The organism is Streptomyces sp. NBC_01508, from assembly GCF_045040315.1.
In the GTDB taxonomy this organism is placed as follows: domain Bacteria; phylum Actinomycetota; class Actinomycetes; order Streptomycetales; family Streptomycetaceae; genus Streptomyces.
In genome coordinates, this window is the sequence record NZ_CP109419.1 from 424,333 (window position 1) to 440,448 (window position 16,116).

9 protein-coding genes and 4 pseudogenes are annotated in these 16,116 nt (G+C 72.6%); 2 read left to right on the plus strand and 11 right to left on the minus strand.

Going from position 1 to position 16,116, the window contains the following annotated elements:
* Positions 1-34 precede the first annotated feature (34 nt).
* From OG700_RS01920 to OG700_RS01965, 10 genes and pseudogenes are all read right to left on the minus strand, one after another.
* Positions 35-1,198 carry an acyl-CoA dehydrogenase family protein gene (locus OG700_RS01920; protein WP_405607857.1) on the minus strand — a complete coding sequence of 388 codons (1,164 nt, stop codon included), beginning with the start codon at positions 1,196-1,198 and terminating at the stop codon, positions 35-37.
* Positions 1,195-2,458, minus strand: a pseudogene (locus OG700_RS01925) (acyl-CoA dehydrogenase family protein). Before OG700_RS01925 ends, OG700_RS01920 begins: the two are co-directional and overlap by 4 nt.
* A complete protein-coding gene (locus OG700_RS01930) occupies positions 2,455-3,435 on the minus strand; it encodes an NADPH:quinone oxidoreductase family protein (RefSeq protein WP_405607860.1) in 981 nt (326 codons plus the stop codon). Before OG700_RS01930 ends, OG700_RS01925 begins: the two are co-directional and overlap by 4 nt.
* Positions 3,436-3,523: 88 nt before the next feature.
* Positions 3,524-4,630 carry a PP2C family protein-serine/threonine phosphatase gene (locus tag OG700_RS01935; RefSeq protein ID WP_405607863.1) on the minus strand — a complete coding sequence of 369 codons (1,107 nt, stop codon included), beginning with the start codon at positions 4,628-4,630 and terminating at the stop codon, positions 3,524-3,526.
* 139 nt (positions 4,631-4,769) lie between these two features.
* Positions 4,770-5,516 carry a PIG-L deacetylase family protein gene (locus OG700_RS01940; protein WP_405607866.1) on the minus strand — a complete coding sequence of 249 codons (747 nt, stop codon included), beginning with the start codon at positions 5,514-5,516 and terminating at the stop codon, positions 4,770-4,772.
* Positions 5,517-5,554: 38 nt separating this feature from the next.
* Positions 5,555-6,853: an alpha/beta fold hydrolase gene (locus OG700_RS01945; protein ID WP_405621380.1), complete on the minus strand. Its 1,299-nt coding sequence runs from the start codon at positions 6,851-6,853 to the stop codon at positions 5,555-5,557.
* A gap of 146 nt (positions 6,854-6,999) precedes the next feature.
* A pseudogene (locus OG700_RS01950) lies at positions 7,000-7,746 on the minus strand (hypothetical protein); the annotation flags it as partial.
* Between the two features lie 340 nt (positions 7,747-8,086).
* A pseudogene (locus OG700_RS01955) lies at positions 8,087-9,457 on the minus strand (hydantoinase/oxoprolinase family protein); the annotation flags it as partial.
* A gap of 165 nt (positions 9,458-9,622) precedes the next feature.
* A pseudogene (locus OG700_RS01960) lies at positions 9,623-11,187 on the minus strand (FAD-dependent oxidoreductase).
* 234 nt (positions 11,188-11,421) lie between these two features.
* Complete coding sequence (locus tag OG700_RS01965) at positions 11,422-12,522, minus strand: LacI family DNA-binding transcriptional regulator (protein ID WP_405607869.1); 1,101 nt, start codon at positions 12,520-12,522, stop codon at positions 11,422-11,424.
* Positions 12,523-12,683: 161 nt separating this feature from the next.
* Here OG700_RS01965 and OG700_RS01970 point away from each other — a divergent pair, with 161 nt between their 5' ends.
* Complete coding sequence (locus OG700_RS01970) at positions 12,684-13,655, plus strand: acetylxylan esterase (RefSeq protein WP_405607872.1); 972 nt, start codon at positions 12,684-12,686, stop codon at positions 13,653-13,655.
* Between the two features lie 59 nt (positions 13,656-13,714).
* Here the strand turns inward: OG700_RS01970 and OG700_RS01975 are convergent, their stop codons facing one another.
* A complete protein-coding gene (locus OG700_RS01975; RefSeq protein WP_405607875.1) occupies positions 13,715-15,043 on the minus strand; it encodes a PLP-dependent aminotransferase family protein in 1,329 nt (442 codons plus the stop codon).
* A gap of 163 nt (positions 15,044-15,206) precedes the next feature.
* On the opposite strand from OG700_RS01975, the gene OG700_RS01980 reads away from it, so the two are divergent.
* A complete protein-coding gene (locus OG700_RS01980; RefSeq protein WP_405607878.1) occupies positions 15,207-16,106 on the plus strand; it encodes an alpha/beta fold hydrolase in 900 nt (299 codons plus the stop codon).
* Positions 16,107-16,116: the final 10 nt, after the last annotated feature.

Here is a 16,116-nt window from a genome sequence, read left to right on the forward strand (position 1 = left end):
TCCAGGTGGCGAGTCGGCCGACCTGCGGCCGGAACTACCGCGCCGGGGCGCCGGGCGCGGGCAGAGCGGTCAGGGCCGCGACCTTCTCGCGGTGCGATCCCGTCGAACCCAGCGCGATCTCAACGGACTTGGCCCGCTTGAGAGACAGATGCGCGGGGTGCTCCCACGTCATGCCGATACCGCCGTGAAGCTGCACACACTCCTCGGCCGCGTGCACGGCGACCCGGCCGCAGTAGGCCTGGGCGACCGCCACGGCCATCGGCGCGTCCGGGCTGCCGGTGGCGAGCGCGTCGGCGGCGTTGCGGGCCGCGGCGCGTGCCGAGACGACTTCCAGCCACAGGTGCGCCATCCGGTGCTTCAGCGCCTGGAACGAGCCGATGGGCCGGTTGAACTGGTGCCGTTCGCGGGTGTGTCGCACCGTCTCCTCCAAGCACCCTTCGGCGAGCCCGAGTTGCTCGGAGGCGAGCAGTCCCGCGCCGGTGAGCAGTCCGCTCCGTACGGCGGCCCGAGCCGTGCCGCCGGCGAGCCGGGTCCCGGCGGCGAGGGCGCCGGCGTCCACCGTGACGGTGGAGAGCGGGCGCGTCAGATCGAGCGGGGTCCGCGCCCGGACGGTGACACCGGGCGCCGCCGGGTCGACCGCGTACAGCCCGTCGGCGGCCGGGACGAGCAGGACGTCGGCGATGGCGGCCTCGGCCACGGCCCTGATCCCGCCGTCCGGTACGGCGTCGGGGAGCGGGGTGTCGGGGCCGGTGGAGAACGGCACGGCGAGCACGGCGACCGTACGGCCTTCGGCCAGCGCGCGGATCAGCTCCGCGACGGCGGGGACGGCGGGGACGGCGGGGACGCCGGGGACGCCGGGGACGGCCTCGCCCAGGGCCAGCAGCGTCCGCGTCGCGATCACCGAACTGGTCAGATACGGCGCGGGCGTGACCGCCCGGCCCAGCTCCTCCAGCACCACCGCCGCCTCGCGGTGGCTCGCGCCCTGGCCGCCGAGCGCTTGAGGGACCAGCAGCCCGGCCGCGCCGATCCCGGTGGCGAGCGACGCCCAGAGCGCGGTGTCGTACGGCGCGCCCGACTCGGCGCGGGCGAGCGCGGCGGGGACGTCGGCGCGGTCGGTGAGCAGGGACCGTACGGCGGCGCGCAGGTCGTCCTCCGCCTCGGAGTACAGCAGGTCGGGCGCATCGTCCGGGCCGCTCATCGGGCAAGGTCCTTCCACGCGATGTCCTTGTCGTCGCGCGGCTCGGCGGGCAGCCCGAGGACCCGTTCGGCGACGATGTTGAGCAGTACCTCGCTCGTACCGCCCTCGACGGAGTTGCCCTTCGAGCGCAGATAGCGGTAGCCGGCCTCGCGGCCGGTGTAGTCGACGAGTTCGGGGCGCCGCATCGTCCAGTCGTCGTACAACAGGCCCTCGTCTGCGAGCAGTTCGACTTCGAGACCGCTGATCTCCTGGTTGAGCCGGGCGAACGACAGCTTCAGGCCCGAGCCCTCGGGTCCCGGCCGGCCCACGGCGAGCTGCTGGCGCAGGCGTTCGCCGGTCAGCCGCGCCACTTCGGCGTCCACCCAGAGCGCGAGGAGACGCTGGTGCAGATCGTGGGTACGCAGTTCGGGCCGTTCGCGCCAGGTCCGGGAGACCCGGCCGATCATGCCGCCCTCGCGCGGGAGCCGGGCGCCGCCGATCGAGACGCGCTCGTTCATGAGCGTGGTCCGGGCGACCTTCCAGCCGTCGCCGACCGGGCCGAGCCGGTGGGTGTCGGGGATCCGCACGTCGGTGAGGAAGACCTCGTTGAACTCGGCCTCGCCCGTTATCTGCCGCAGCGGCCGGACGTCGACGCCGGGGTCGGTCATGTCGCAGATGAAATAGCTGATGCCCTGGTGCTTGGGCAGGGTGGGGTCGGTGCGGGCGATGAGGATGGCCCAGCGCGCGAGATGGGCGCTGGAGGTCCACACCTTCTGCCCGTTGACGATCCAGTCGCCACCACTTTCGCCACCGCTGTCGCCACCACTTTCGCCGCCGCTGTCACCACCCCGGTCACCACCACTTTCGCCGCCGCTGTCCCGTACCGCGCGGGTCGCGAGCGCGGCGAGGTCGGATCCGGCGCCCGGGTTCGCTGAAGAGCTGGCACCAGACCTCCTCGCCGACCCACAGGGGCCGCAGGAAGCGGCGCTTCTGTTCGTCGGTGCCGTACCCGAGGATGGTGGGCGCGGCCATACCGAGGCCGATGCCGATCCGGCGCGGGTCGTTGTCGGGGGCGCCGGCGGCGGCCAGTTCGGCGTCGACGACCGACTGGAGGGAGCGCGGGGCGCCGAGTCCGCCGAGACCGGCCGGGAAGTGCACCCAGGCGAGTCCGGCGTCGAAGCGGGCCTTCAGGAAGTCGGTCGGCGCCGTGCCGGCCGGCGGGTGTGCGGCGAGCAAGTCCTCGGTACGGCGGCGCAGTTCGGCAGCGTCGACGGCTGTCACCGGGCGCTCGCCCCCGGTGTCCGGGCGGGGAGCACGACCAGCCGGCCGGTGGTGGTGCCGTCGGCCACGCGCTGGACGGCCGACGCGGCGTCCGCCATCGGCACCCGTTCGCTGATGAGCGGCTTGACGACGCCCTTGGCGGCGAGTTCCGTCAACTCCTCGTGGCAGCGCAGGATCGCGGCGGGGTCCTGCTGCTTGTACAGGCCCCAGTGCAGACCGACGATCGAGTAGTTCTTCACGAGCGCGTGGTTGAGGGCGGGGGCCGGGATGGTGCCGCTCGCGAAGCCGATGACGAGGATGCGGCCCTCGAAGGCGACGCACTTGGCGGACTTGGTGTACGCGTCGCCGCCGACCGGGTCGTAGACGACGTCCGCGCCGCGCCCGCCGGTCAGCTCCTTCACAGCGGCCACGATGTCGTCGGTGCGCCGGTCGACGACGTGGTCACAGCCCAACTCCCGTGCCACCCGCGCCTTGTCCGGGCCGCCGGCCACGCCGATGACGGTGGCGCCCGCCGCCTTGCCGAGCTGGACGGCCGCGCTGCCGACGCCCCCGGCGGCGGCGTGCACGAGCAGCGTCTCGCCCGCCTGGAGGCGCGCCCTGCGGTGCAGTGCGAACCAGCCCGTCTGGTAGCCGATGTGCAGGGCCGCCGCCTCGGCGTCGTCGAGGGCGTCGGGCGCGGGGAGCACCGCGCTCTCGTCGGCGACGACGTACTCGGCGAGCCCGCCGTCGGGCAGCGCCGGGGTCGCGATGACGCGCCGCCCGTCCGGCGTCTCGCCGCAGACCTCGACGCCGGGCGTGAAGGGCAGCGGCGGGCGGATCTGGTACTGGCCCCGGCAGAGCAGGGCGTCGGGGAAGTTGATGTCCGCGGCGAGGACCCTCAGCAGGAGTTGCCCGTCGCCCGGTGCCGGCCGGTCCACCTCGTCCAGCCGCATCACCTCGCGCGGCTCGCCGTTGCGGTGCACTCGCCATGCCTGCATTCGGGGGCCTCCACAGCTGGGGGTCGGTACACGCTCGGTCGCATACTAAGCGGTCGCTTGCCTTCTGGGAACAGGCCCGAAGCCGCCGTCACGCCCCGTCGCCGACGCCGGTCCCGACCCCGTCGCGGGCGACGGCGACCACCGCCATGTCGTCGTCGCGCCCACCCTTCGTCCACCGGCCGATCGACGCGAACAGGTCGTCGATCAGCCGCTCCGGATTCCCGCCCGGAGCAGGCCGCAGCCCCAGGAGGGGGTCGTAGAAGGTACCCGCGGCGTTCCGTGCCTCCGTCACTCCGTCCGTGACGCAGAGCAGGGTGGCGCCGGCGGGGAAGGCGTACGTGTGGGCCCCGCCGACACCGGGCGCGAGGTCCCGCATCCCCAGCGGCGGCGTCGCCTCGCCGGTGTCCAGCTGGCACAGCTCGCCGTCCCGTACGAGATAGGGCGCGGGGTGGCCGCAGCTCAGCACCCGCAAAGTGGTCCCGCTCCGGTCGATCTCGACCAGGAGCGCGGTGGCGAACGCCTCGGCCGCCTCAATGGCGAACGGGTCGGCGAACTGCTCCACGGACCGGGCGACGGCGCGGTCGAGCCGTTCGGCGAGCCCCGCCAGCTCGTGCTCTGACTCGGCTCGTTCACGGAACGCGCCGACGATGATGGACACGGCGGACACCGCGCCGAGACCCTTGCCGCGCACGTCGGCGATGAGCAGCCGGAGCCCGAATGGCGTCTCCTGCACGGCGTAGAGGTCGCCCCCGATCCGGGCCTCTGCGTGCGCCGCCTCGTAGCGGCAGGCGACGGCCATCGGCCCGACGATCTTGGGCGGTGGTGGCAGCACGGCCCGCTGAAGCTTCTCGGCGGTGGATCTGACCACCGAGAACTTCTCGCTCTGGCTGTCGAGCATGCGCCGTACGGCCAGCGCGAGAGCACCGGCGAGCAGCACCTCGAAGAGCTGCACGATCTCGGCGACGTACCCGTAGTGGCTCTGCAGCGAGGCGACGACGGTGATCGCGACGCCGACTGCCACGATCAACAGGGTGTAGCGGAACGTGCCCGTGATGGCCGCCGCCATGCCGGCGACCGCGACGAGCGCGGAGCCGCTGACGACCGACGGCGTCAGCAGTTCGAGAACGACGGACACGGCGAGCAGCACCGGGGGCAGCCAGGGGTATCGCTGGATGGGTGAATGCCCCTGGTCCATGTCACCAGTCCTTACTCTGCCGAGCCCGGCTCTCCGTTCAGCCACCACATCACGGGAACAACGTGTTCATCTCGCTACGAAACTACCAAAACCACATAAAAGGATAACTCGGCCACCGGCTGCCGGTTCGAATGCCGGTTCAGCGGCCGAAGACCTCGAAGGCCACCGCGGGCCGGCCGCCGAAGCGCGCGGCCGTCTCGTGCGCGTTGGCCGTCAGGAACGTACGGCAGTACGCCTCGGGGTCCTCGTCCGTCAGTACCTCGATGTAGCTGCGGTGTTCGAGCAGCGACTGCACGGAGCGTTCCAGCCCGGCCGTCGCGTCGACGGCGTGCGTCGGGGTGGCGGACCCCGCGACGGCCACCCAGCGCACCCCGTCCCACGGCCGGAGCCCCCGCTCGGCCAGTTCGGGGAAGATCCACCGGTTCCCCGCATCACCGGCGGCGTCGAGCGTGGCGCGGCCGACGGCTCGGTGGTCCGGGGTGTTCCAGGCGGTGCCGCCCCAGGTGTCCCGGTGGTTGAGGGTGATGACGAGTTCGGGGCGGTAGCGGCGGATCGCCGCCGCGATGTCGCGGCGCAGCGCGAGCCCTTCCTCGATCACACCGTCCTTGTGGTCCAGGAAGACCACCTCGGACACGCCGACGACCGCCGCGCTCGCCCGCTGCTCCCGCTCGCGCAGCGGGGCGGCGGTGGCGGGGTCGATCGTGTCGATACCGGCCTCGCCCCGGCTGGCGAGCACATACGTGACCTCACGGCCCTCGTCGGTCCAGGCGGCGACGGCGGCGGAGCAGCCGTACTCCAGGTCGTCGGGGTGCGCGACCACGGCGAGGGCGCGCTGCCAGTCGGCGGGCAGGGGTGCGAGCTGCTGCGTCGGTTCCGGTTCAGTCATGTCCGCAGGTTAAGGGCTGTGCGCGCTCGCGGTGCTCGTCAGATCTCGCCGCGCGCCAGCGCGAGCAGCCGGTCGAGCACACGTGGTCCCGAGGAGCGCAGTCCGTCGTGCTCGTACTCGTCGGTGACCCAGGTGCGCAGCCCCCGGATGGAGCGCGCCGTCTCGAGCGCGTGGGCGGTGTCGACGTACATGTCGTCGTGGTAGACGGCGGCGGCGACCGGGACCTCGTTGGCGGCCAGCCGGTCGGGGTCGTACAGCGCGGGCCAGTCCCGGCGCGCGGCCAGCAGCTCCGCGGTCTCGCGCAGCGGGCGCAGGGCGGGGTCGGCGGTGAAGTGCCAGGGGTGGATGGTCTCCCCGGTGAAGAGCAGCGGGGTGTCCCCGGCCAGGGTCCGCGCCGCGTCGAACCGGGGGAACTCCGCGCGTACCCGCTCGGCCGACCAGGCGGTGGGGCGGTCGTCCTGGGCATAGATCGCCTCGTGGACGAGCGCGTAGAGCGGGTGTCCGGCGAAGGAGAGCTGGGCGGCGACGTTCTCCTGGAAGGTGTCCGACAGTTCGTGGCCGCCAGGAGCGCGTACGAAGGCGTTCTCCAGCAGGTGGTGCAGTACGTGGGTGCCGTCGCCGCCGCCGAGCAGGATGCCGAGGGACTGGAACGCCTCGGGCGTCAGGGTGTAGCCGTTCGGCAGGACGGGGTGGTGCTCGGCGAGGTGTCCGACGATCCGGCGGGCTTGTTCGATGTCCTGCGGATAGCGGGCGTAGTGCGCGGCGACCTTGCGTGCGATACGCGGGTAGGCGGCGCGGTAGACGTCGTCGGGCCCGCCGTCGAGCGTGGGCAGGCCGCCGGTGATCAGTACGGCGCGCAGGCCCTCGGGCGCGGCGGAGAGGTAGCGGACGGCGCAGAAGCCGCCGAAGCTCTGGCCGAGGACGGTCCACGGGGCGCCGCCGGTCAGCTGGGGCCGGATGGCCTCGCAGTCGCGCACGATGTTGTCGGACCTGAAGTGGGCGAGGTGGTCGGCCTGTTGGCGGGCGTCACCGCGCGCCGGGAGCGTCTGGCGGTTGGCGGGCGTGGAGAGGCCGGTGCCGCGCTGGTCGAGGTGGAGCACCCGGAAGTCCTCCAGCGCCCGGCCGAGCCATGCCTGCCGGCCGATGAAACGGCGGGCGCCGAAGCCGGGGCCGCCTTCCAGATAGACGAGCCACGGCAGGTCGGCGTCGGCCTTGGCGGTGGCCACCGCCTCGCGGCCGTACAGCTCGATCCGCTCACCCGACTGGTTCGCGTGGTCGAGCGGGACCGAGAAGCGGTGGTCGGTGAGGGTGACGCCGGGCTGACGGTAGCTGGTCAAAGCGGCTCCTGGTTCAAGCGGGTCGGCAGGGTCTACCCGGACGGTACGACAGCCGCCGACAGCCTCGTGCGGAGTCACCACGCGATGGCTTGTCCTCGATCGCCGGACGGGGTGCGCGGGACGCGGCCCCGCCCGGCGCCGGTGGGTCAGCCGCGTGCCACCGCGATCGAGCCCTGGAGCCGTTCGCCCGCCTCGTAGATCATGTACGGCACCCCCTTGTCGGTCCCGAAGCTCGGGGAGGCGCTGCGCCCGTTGTCCGGCGCGCTGTTGGCCGAGTCGTGGAAGAGGCCGAGGTGGACGCGGCGGCTGAAGTCGTTGCCGACCTCGGTGATCAGCAGATTGCCGCCGTGCTCCTTGTCGGTGTTGTAGACGACATACGTGCTGCCGTCGCGGCTCAGCAGGTGCGGGCCGCCGATGTTGTTCGCGCCGACGTCGGAGTGGCGGACCAGTGGCGTCTGGTCGAAGGTCCAGTTGCGGCCGTCCGCCGACCAACCCCAGGCGATGTCGCGGTGGTTGGACTGGTTGTCGAGCATGAAGAGCATCACGTGGTGCGCGCCGCGCGAGGGCAGTTCGTGCGCGAAGACACGGGCGTACGAGGTCTCGGTGCTGCCGGCGGGCAGCATCGCGGTGGTGAGCACCACCTTGTCGTACGTGAAGGTGATGCCGTCCTTGGAACGGGCGAGGCGGGTCGTGCCGTTCTCGCCGTGGAAGTAGAGCCACAGCTCCTTGAGGTCCGCTCGCCAGACGACGTGCGGCGAGGCGACACGGCTGACCTTGTAGTGCGGCTGCCAGTTGTTGGAGACGATCGGGTTGGCGGTGTACTCGGTGAACGGCCCTTCCAGCGAGTCGCCGTAGGCCAGGCAGATTCCGCCGGGCGCGTCGTGCGGACCGTACCGAACCGGCCGGATACCAGTGGCGCCAGCCGAGCCGGTCGATCAGCTGGTCGGCGAGGGCCAGGGTGTCGGTGAACAGTTCGACGGTCGGCACCGGCCGGGAGGTGTAGCGGGCGAGGAGGCCCTTCTCCAGGCCGTCGGCGCTCTCCACGACGCGGGCCGTGCCTGCGACGGGGGCGAGTGCCAGTGCGGCACCGAACTCGTCGGCGGTACGCGCCCATTGGCGCAGCAGGGCCGGGTCGCGGGCCTCGTGGGTCGGGGTGTTCGCGAGCAGCCGGACGCCGAACTCGATGTCGTCGGTGGCCGCCAGCGCCTCGATCGCCGCGAGCGCGGCGCGGTCGAGCAGGGCGGTGTCCTTGTCCAGCCGGTAGTCCCGGATCATCGCGTCCACCACGGTCTTCACCTGGCCGGTGCCGGCGTCCAGGACGCGGGCCGCCGCCGTGGCGACGTCCGTGCCGAGCGCGGCGGCCAGCGGCGCGATCGCGGCCTTCGCCACGGCCGGGTCGCAGTGCGCGAAGTCCCCTTCGGGGACCCGGCCCAGCGCGTTGGCCGCGCACGTCATGGTGATCGCGAAGCGTCCGCCGGAGGCGTCGAGCACCGCGTAGTCGGCGGGGTCGTCGTCCATCGGGCGGATCGTGGTGACCTTCGCGTCCCGCAGGTCGTCCAGGGTGGTGTAGCAGGCGTACGGCAGGCCGGCGATGTGCGCGCTGCGTGGTCCGGCGCCGGTGACCTTGCCGCCCCCGATACGGACCATCGAGCCGCCGCCGACACCGACGGTCCTGACGTCGAGCGCCGACAGGTACGACGTCCTACCGAGGATGGTGGCGTGCCTCACGGCGACCTTGCCGCGCCGTACGACGCTGATGTCGGTGGACGTGCCACCGGTCTCCAGGAACAGGCCCTCGCTGACGCGCTCCTGCATGAGCGCCCCGGCGACACCCGCCGCCGGTCCGGACAGCACGGTGAGCAGCGGCCTGCGCCGCATCTCGTCCAGCGACATCACTCCCCCGTCGCAGCGCATCACCATCAGCAGGGCGCTCACACCCGCCTTGGTGATGGAGGCGTCGACGAGGTCGGCGGTGGCGAGCATGCGGGGCAGGATCGCGGCGTTCACGACGGCGGTCCGGGTGCGCTTGTGGAGCCCGTACAGCGCGGTGATCTCGTGCGCGGCGGTCGTCGGCAGACCGCGTTCGTCGGCCACGGCGACGACCACGTCCTCGCCCTCCGGGCGGTCGACGCTGAACGGCTGGCTGGCGACGACGACTTGGGCGCCTTCTCGGACGACGGAGTCGACGGCCGCGCGTACGGCGGACACGTCGTCCGGGTCGGCGACATGGGCGTAGGCGAGCGGAAGCCGTTTGCCGGGCGTGAGTTCGAGCTTGCGGAAGGCGGCGAGTCTGCGGGTGAACGCGGCGCTGGGACCGCCGCCGACACCGATCAGACCGACGGTGGCGACATCGCCCTCCAGCAGGGCATTGGTAGCCTGGGTCGTGCCGTGGGCCAGGAAGGCCACGTCCTTCGGGGCGTGTCCGGTCTGCTCCAGCAGGCGGGCGAGAGCTTCGACGATGCCGTGGGCGACGCCGTCCTCGTGACGGTGGCTGGTGGGGACCTTCACCTGCCCCAGAAGTCGCAGGGTCGTGGCGTCTACGGCCACGGCGTCGGTGAAGGTTCCGCCCACGTCGATGCCGACGCGGATGCGGTGGGTGTTCATGGCTTGGGCACCTCCTTGTGCGGGGTTGGCGGGCACGTGGGCGGTGGGCCGGGCGGGGCAGGTGGAGCTGCTCCTGCCCGGCTGTTCACCGCCTCGGGTCGTGCCGGGTGTCGTCGGTGGCCGAAGGCTCGTCGGTGGCTGGGGCTCCTCAGTGACCGGGTGTCGTCAGTAGCCGCGTACGTCGGGCCAGTGGCGCTGAACTCCTTCGCGGTCGAGCAGCGGGGCGAACCGGTCGAACCGCTTGTCCTCGGCCTGGACCTGGTGGGGTTCGACGCCCTCGGCGACACAGTGCGCGGCGAGTGCGCCCGCGACCTCGCCGATGTTCCATTCCACCGGGTGGAGCCGGTAGCAGCCGTTGGTGATGTGGGTGGTGCCGATGTTCTTCCCGGCGGGCAGCAGATTGCGGACCCGGCGCGGTACGAGCGCGCCGAGCGGGATCTCGAAGGGCACCGAGCCGATGTCGACGTAGTTGTCGCCGCCGGTCGAGGGGTGCAGGTCGATGCGGTAGTTGCCGACGCCGACGGAGTCCCGGTAGCGGGTGCCGCCGTAGGGGCCGACGATGTCGATCGCGACATCGTGCTCGGTGACGGTGGTGACGGCCTTGATACGGCGCGACTCGCGTACGTACGGCGCCTGGCGAGCCCGTCGGCCGTGCCGGTGACGTCGGGGCGCAGCCGCAGTCCGGGGAATCCCTGGCCGCCGTCGGCGCGCGGCGCCTCGGTCTGGAGCCAGTACAGGACCGACAGCGACAGCTGGCGCGCCTCGGCGAGCGCGGCGGCGGACGTCTCCTCACCGGCACCGATCAGGGGCTTCAACCAGTAGTCGTTCAGGGGCCAGTTGACGAGAGTGATGTCGGAGTCGAACGCGCCGGGCCGGTGCAGCTTGCGGGCGAGGATCCGGCGGAAGCCGAACAGCTCCTTGTCGCCCGCGTCGGCGGACTGGTCGGCGGTGACGTCGAGCGGGTCGAGGTCCGGGTTGGGGACGAAGGTGCGCGGTACGGCCTCAAGGGTGCGGGGGTCGGGCGCGAGGAAGCCGAGCAGCGGTCCGGGCCAGAAGTCCGGCCGGTAGGCGCGCCAGAAGTCGTAGTCGGCCGGCCGCTCGATGGTGTGGTCCTCGCCCTCGTGGTGGGAGAGCGCGAAACACACCGTGATGCCCTGCTGGTTGAGGGGCTGTGCCTCGTCGGGGGCGTGCGGTTCGTCGAACTCGCCGCGCGCCTCGGCGCCGATCGCGTGCTCGACCCCGGCGAGTTCGAGCAGTTCACCGGTCTCGGTCGCGTCGATGACGTAACGGGCGCCGATCGTCAGGCGGTTGCCGTTGCGCAGGTCGGCGAGGGTGACGGACCGTACGGTGTCGTCGTCGCCCGCCTCGGCGGCGACCGGGCGGTGCTCGGTCAGGAGCGTGAGCCGGCCCGACGGGCGGTGCGGCGCGAGCATCGCCTCCAGGACGGCGAGCGCGACGCGCGGCTCGTGGCAGAGCTTGCTGACGCGGCCCGCGCCCGGGTTGAGGTCGGTGAGGGCCAGCGCCTCGGAGCGCAGCGGGTACCACTGGCGGTAGTGGTCCCTGATGGACTCGCGCAGGGTGCGGTACGAGGCGGTGGTGCCGAACTGCTCGACCCACGGGTGTTCGTCCGGCGGGACGGCCTGGGAGGTGAGCTGGCCGCCGATCCAGTCCGTCTCCTCGGTGAGGACGACGGTGCGTCCGGCCCGGCAGGCGGCGAGGGCGGCGGCCACGCCGCCGAGCCCGGAGCCCGGAGCCCGGAGCCCGGAGCCCGGAGCCCGGAGCCCGGAGCCCGGAGCCCGGAGCCCGGAGCCCGGAGCCCACGATGAGGATGTCGGGTGCGGATGTCACGGGTCTCCTTGAAGTGCTGGGTGTGCTTGGCGCGTTGGGTGCGGTGTGCGTCGGGTGGTGCGGTGTGTTCGAGGGAGTCGGTCGGGGTCGATTCGGTCAGGGTCGATTCGGTCAGGTCAGTGGTGGACGGGTGGTGGTCCCGCCGTCGTGCCGGGCCGGAAGGTGCAGGCCACCAGCGGTTCCGTGGCCTGCTCCCCCGCCACCAGCGCGGCGAGCATCCGCACGGCGGCGGCGCCCAACTGCGGCCGGGGAATGTCGAATCCGGTCGGTGTCGGTCCGTCCGACAGGTCCGGCGGCGGGCTGCCGAGCAAGGCGAGCGAGGCGTCACGCGGGCAGTCGATGCCGACGAAGTGCGCGGCGCCGTGCAGCGCTCGCCAGGCGTCGCCGGTGTCGGTCTCCTCGGCGACGAACGCGGTGACGCCGTCGTCGAGCCAGCCGCGCAGCCGCTCGGCGGTGAGGTCGTGCTCCGGGTCGGCGGAGCGGAAGACGGCGTCGGGACCGCCGGGCAGTCCCGCCTCCTCCAGCCCTTTGAGGAAGCCGTGTTCGCGGTCGGTGGACGCGAGGGCCTCGTCGTCCTCCCGTACGAGCACGATCCGCCGGTGGCCGAGCGCGGCGAGGTGCGCGACGACCTCCCGGCTGGCGCTGACGTAGTCGGCGCCGACCCAGGCCAGCCCCTCCAGCTCGTCCCTGCGGCCGAGGTGGACCACGGGGAAGCCGTCGGCGACCAGCCGGCGCAGTTCGTCGGCGGGCGCGCGGCGGCCGAGGAACAGGCAGCCGTCGGCGAGCCGTACCCGGTTGAGGGCGTGCGGTCCGGCGGCCCCCGCGCCGCCGGTGCTGGAGCCGGTGAAGAGCACCAGGTCGTAGCCGCGTGCCGCCGCTTCCCGCTCGACGCCGACGAGGAACGGGTAGTACGAGTGCTGCACATCGGTCGGGAAGGTGGACGTGAAGCTGAAGACGCCGAGCAGGTTGTTGCGCGCGGCGGCCAGTCGGCTGGCCGCCGGATCGGGGACGTAGCCGAGGCTGCGTACCGCGTCGAGCACCTTGCGCCGGGTCTCCTCCGAGATCGTGGCGCCCTGCTTCCGCGCCCCGAGCACCAGCGAGACCGTGGCCTGCGAGACCCCGGCGAGCCTGGCGACCTCGGCCTGGCGCGGCCGGGACGTCCGGCCCGTGGGTGCGGGGCTCCGGCCGGGCCGGGACCGCTTCCTGGGTTCCTCCACCGTGTTCCTCCGGATCGTTAATGCGTATTAGTAATGCGCATTAACGAGCACTGTGGACCCTTCGGGCGGCACCGGTCAAGAGATCGCACCGAACTCCTTTCGCGCGGGGGCGGGCCGTACGGTGTGATCGTCCGCCCGCGCAACCAGAGGTGATCCCGCACATGGCCCTGTTCGATCTGCCCCTCGACGAGCTTCGGAACTACCGCAGCCAATCCGTGGAACCGGCCGACTTCGACGCCTTCTGGACGTCGACCCTCGCCGAGGCCCGCACCCACGAGCTGGACGCCCGCTTCGCGCCGGTCGCGACGGGTCTGTCGACCGTCGAGGTGTACGACGTGACCTTCGCCGGTTTCGGCGGCCACTCCGTCAAGGGCTGGTTCGTGCTGCCGGCCGGCACGCGCGAACCGCTGCCCGTGGTGGTCGAGTTCGTCGGCTACGGCGGCGGGCGCGGGCTGCCGCACACGCATCTGTTGTGGGCGTCGGCCGGCTTCGCGCACTTCGTGATGGACACGCGGGGACAGGGCGCCGGGTGGGGCGGCGGAGACACCCCCGATCCGGTGGGCAGCACGTCCGCGGTTCCCGGCTTTCTGACCCGGGGCATCGAGGACCCGCACGACTTCTACTACCGCCGCGTCTTCACGGACGCCGTCCGCGCGGTGGAGGCCGCCCGCTCCCATCCGCTCGCCGACGCCTCGCGCACGGCCGCGATCGGCGAGAGCCAGGGCGGCGGGATCACACTGGCGGTGGGCGGTCTGGTACCGGATCTGGTGGCGATATCACCCGATGTGCCGTTCCTCTGCGACTTCCCCCGGGCGACGACGCTCACCGACCGGCTTCCGTACCGGGAGGTGGGCAGGTACCTCAACACCTACCGCCGCCGGGGCGAACAGGTCCGGCGGACGCTCAGCTACTTCGACGGGGTTCACTTCGCGGCGCGCGGCCGGGCACCCGCGCTGTTCTCGACGGCCCTGGAGGACCAGACCTGCCCGCCGTCGACGGTGTTCGCGGCCTTCAACGCCTATCCGCACGAGGACCGGACGATCGAGGTGTACGAGTTCAACAGTCATGAGGGAGGCGAGACTTACCAGGAGGAGGCCCAACTGGCCTGGCTGCCGGGCCGCCTGACGGCGTGACGACCCGGCAGCCGGCCTGACAGCCTGCCGGTCCCCGGTCCCCGGTCCCCGGCCCCCGGTCACTCCGGCGCGGCGTCCTCGGGTGTGCCGCGTGCCAGCGCGGCGAGCAGATCGAGGGCGTCGGTGAGCGTGCGGTGGGACGGGGTGCCCAGCGCGAGCCGGACGGCGTTCGGGGCGCGTCCGGTGCCGACGGTGAACGCGGCGCCGGGCGCGATGGCGATGCCGTGGCGGGCGGCGGCGGCGACGAAGGGCTCGGCGCGCCAGTGATCGGGCAGCTCCCACCAGCAGTGGTAGCCCCCGGGGTCGGCGCGCACGGTGAAGCCGGCCAGGCGCTCGGCCCTGATCCGCTGCCGTTCCACCGCGTCGGCGCGCTTGGCCCGGCCGATCGCGGCGGCGGTGCCGTCGGCCATCCACTGTGTCGCGGCGTCGAGGGCGAACCGGGCCGCCGACCAGGCTCCCGAGCGCAGGGCCGAGGCCAGCCGCTGCTCGAAGGCGGGCGGCGCCACGGCGAAGCCGAGCGTCAGTCCGGGCGCGAGCCGCTTGGACATGCTGTCCAGGACGACGGTGCGTTCGGGGGCGAGTGCGGCGAGTGGCGGCACATCGTCGCGGAGGAATCCGTAGATGGCGTCCTCGATGACGTACAGATCCAACTCACGGATTTTTTCGACGAGTCGAGCCCTGCGGTCGGGCGGCATCGTCATGCCCAGCGGGTTGTGGAGCGTGGGTTGGAGATAGACGGCGCGCAGCGGCGGGGCGGCGGCCACCGCCTCCGGCAGGAGTCCGTCCCGGTCCATGGCGAGCGGGACGAGGGTGATGCCGAGATGGTCGGCGATGCCCTTGACGACGGGGTAGGTGAACTCCTCAACGCCGAGCCGTTCCCCGGCCGGGACGCTGGCCGCGAGAGCCGCCGCGATCGCCTGACGGCCGTTGCCCGCGAAGAGGATCCGCTCCGGTTCGGGCGTCCAGCCGGCGCGGGCGAGGAGCGGCGCGGCGGCCTCGCGGGCGGCGGCTGACCCGGACCCGCCGAGGGGCCGCAGGCTTGCCGCGAGTACGTCGGGGCGCTGCATACGCGCCATGCCGGCGGCGAGCATCCCGGCCTGTTCGGGCAGTACGGGGAAGTTGACCTCCAGATCGACCCGGGCCTCGCTGGGCTCGGTGAGCATCGGCTGCGGTCCGGGCGGCGCGGCGCGTACGAAGGTCCCCCGGCCCACCTCGCCGACGGCGAGTCCGCGCCGGATCAGCTCGCCGTAGACCCTGGCCGCCGTCGAGTTGGCGATGTTACGGCTCCGGGCGAACGGCCGCTGCGGCGGCAGCCGCTCACCGGGACGCAGCCGGCCGGCCTGGATGTCGGCCGCGAGCTGGTCGGCGATCAGGCGGTAGTCCTCCATGACACTCCCTCGCGTGGCGCTTCCCGTCGACACAAGATTGCACCAAGTTCAATTTCAACATTGCATCGAGATATTGCACCACTTAGCATCGAGAACGCAAGGGGGAACGCACGGAGCCGACCAGCGGAGCCGAGCCCCGGACAGAGAACGCGGGGACGCGGACATGAGCACCATGACGCTTCACGACATCACCCTCACGTACGACGACGAGGGCGGAGGCGACGGCGGCCGTACGGGCGAGGGCGGCGGTGACGTCCTGGTCCTCGTGCACGGCCACCCGTTCGACCGCTCGATGTGGCGGCCCCAGCTCGACACGTTCGCCGGCCCCGGCCGGCGGGTGATCGCCCCCGATCTGCGCGGCTACGGCGGGGCCACCGTACTGCCCGGCAAGACGACGCTCACCACCTTCGCGTGGGACCTCGCCGCGCTGCTCGACCGGCTGGGCGTCGACCGGGTGGTGCTGGGCGGGCTGTCCATGGGCGGCCAGATCGTCCTGGAGTTCTACCGGCTGTTCCCGGAGCGGGTCCGGGCCCTGGTGCTGGCCGACACGTTCGCCGCCGCCGAGACGGAGCCGGGCAAGGTGGCACGCAACGCGATGGCCGACCGGTTGCTGCGGGAGGGCATGGGGCCGTACGTGGACGAGGTGCTGACCAAGATGATGACGCCGCGCAACGTCCGGGAGCTGCCCGCGGTGGCCGGGCACGTACGGGACATGATGCGCGGCGCACCGCCCGAGGGCGCGGCGGCGGCACTGCGCGGCCGGGCCGAACGACCTGACTACGTCGGCATGTTGGGGCGCGTCACGGTCCCGGCGCTCGTCGTGGTGGGCAGCGAGGACGCGTACACACCGGTCGCCGACGCGCGGGTGATGAGCGAGGGGATACCGGACGCGGCGCTCGCGGTCATCGAGGGCGCCGGGCATATGCCCAACCTGGAACGGCGGGCGGAGTTCGACGCCGTGCTCGGCGCGTTCCTCGACTCCCTGCCGCCGCCCATTACCTCTCCGGTAATCGACCCGCGTCGCGGCTTCGAGAACCATCAGGGGGGTCAGGGCCTGTCCTGAGCCGCTTCCC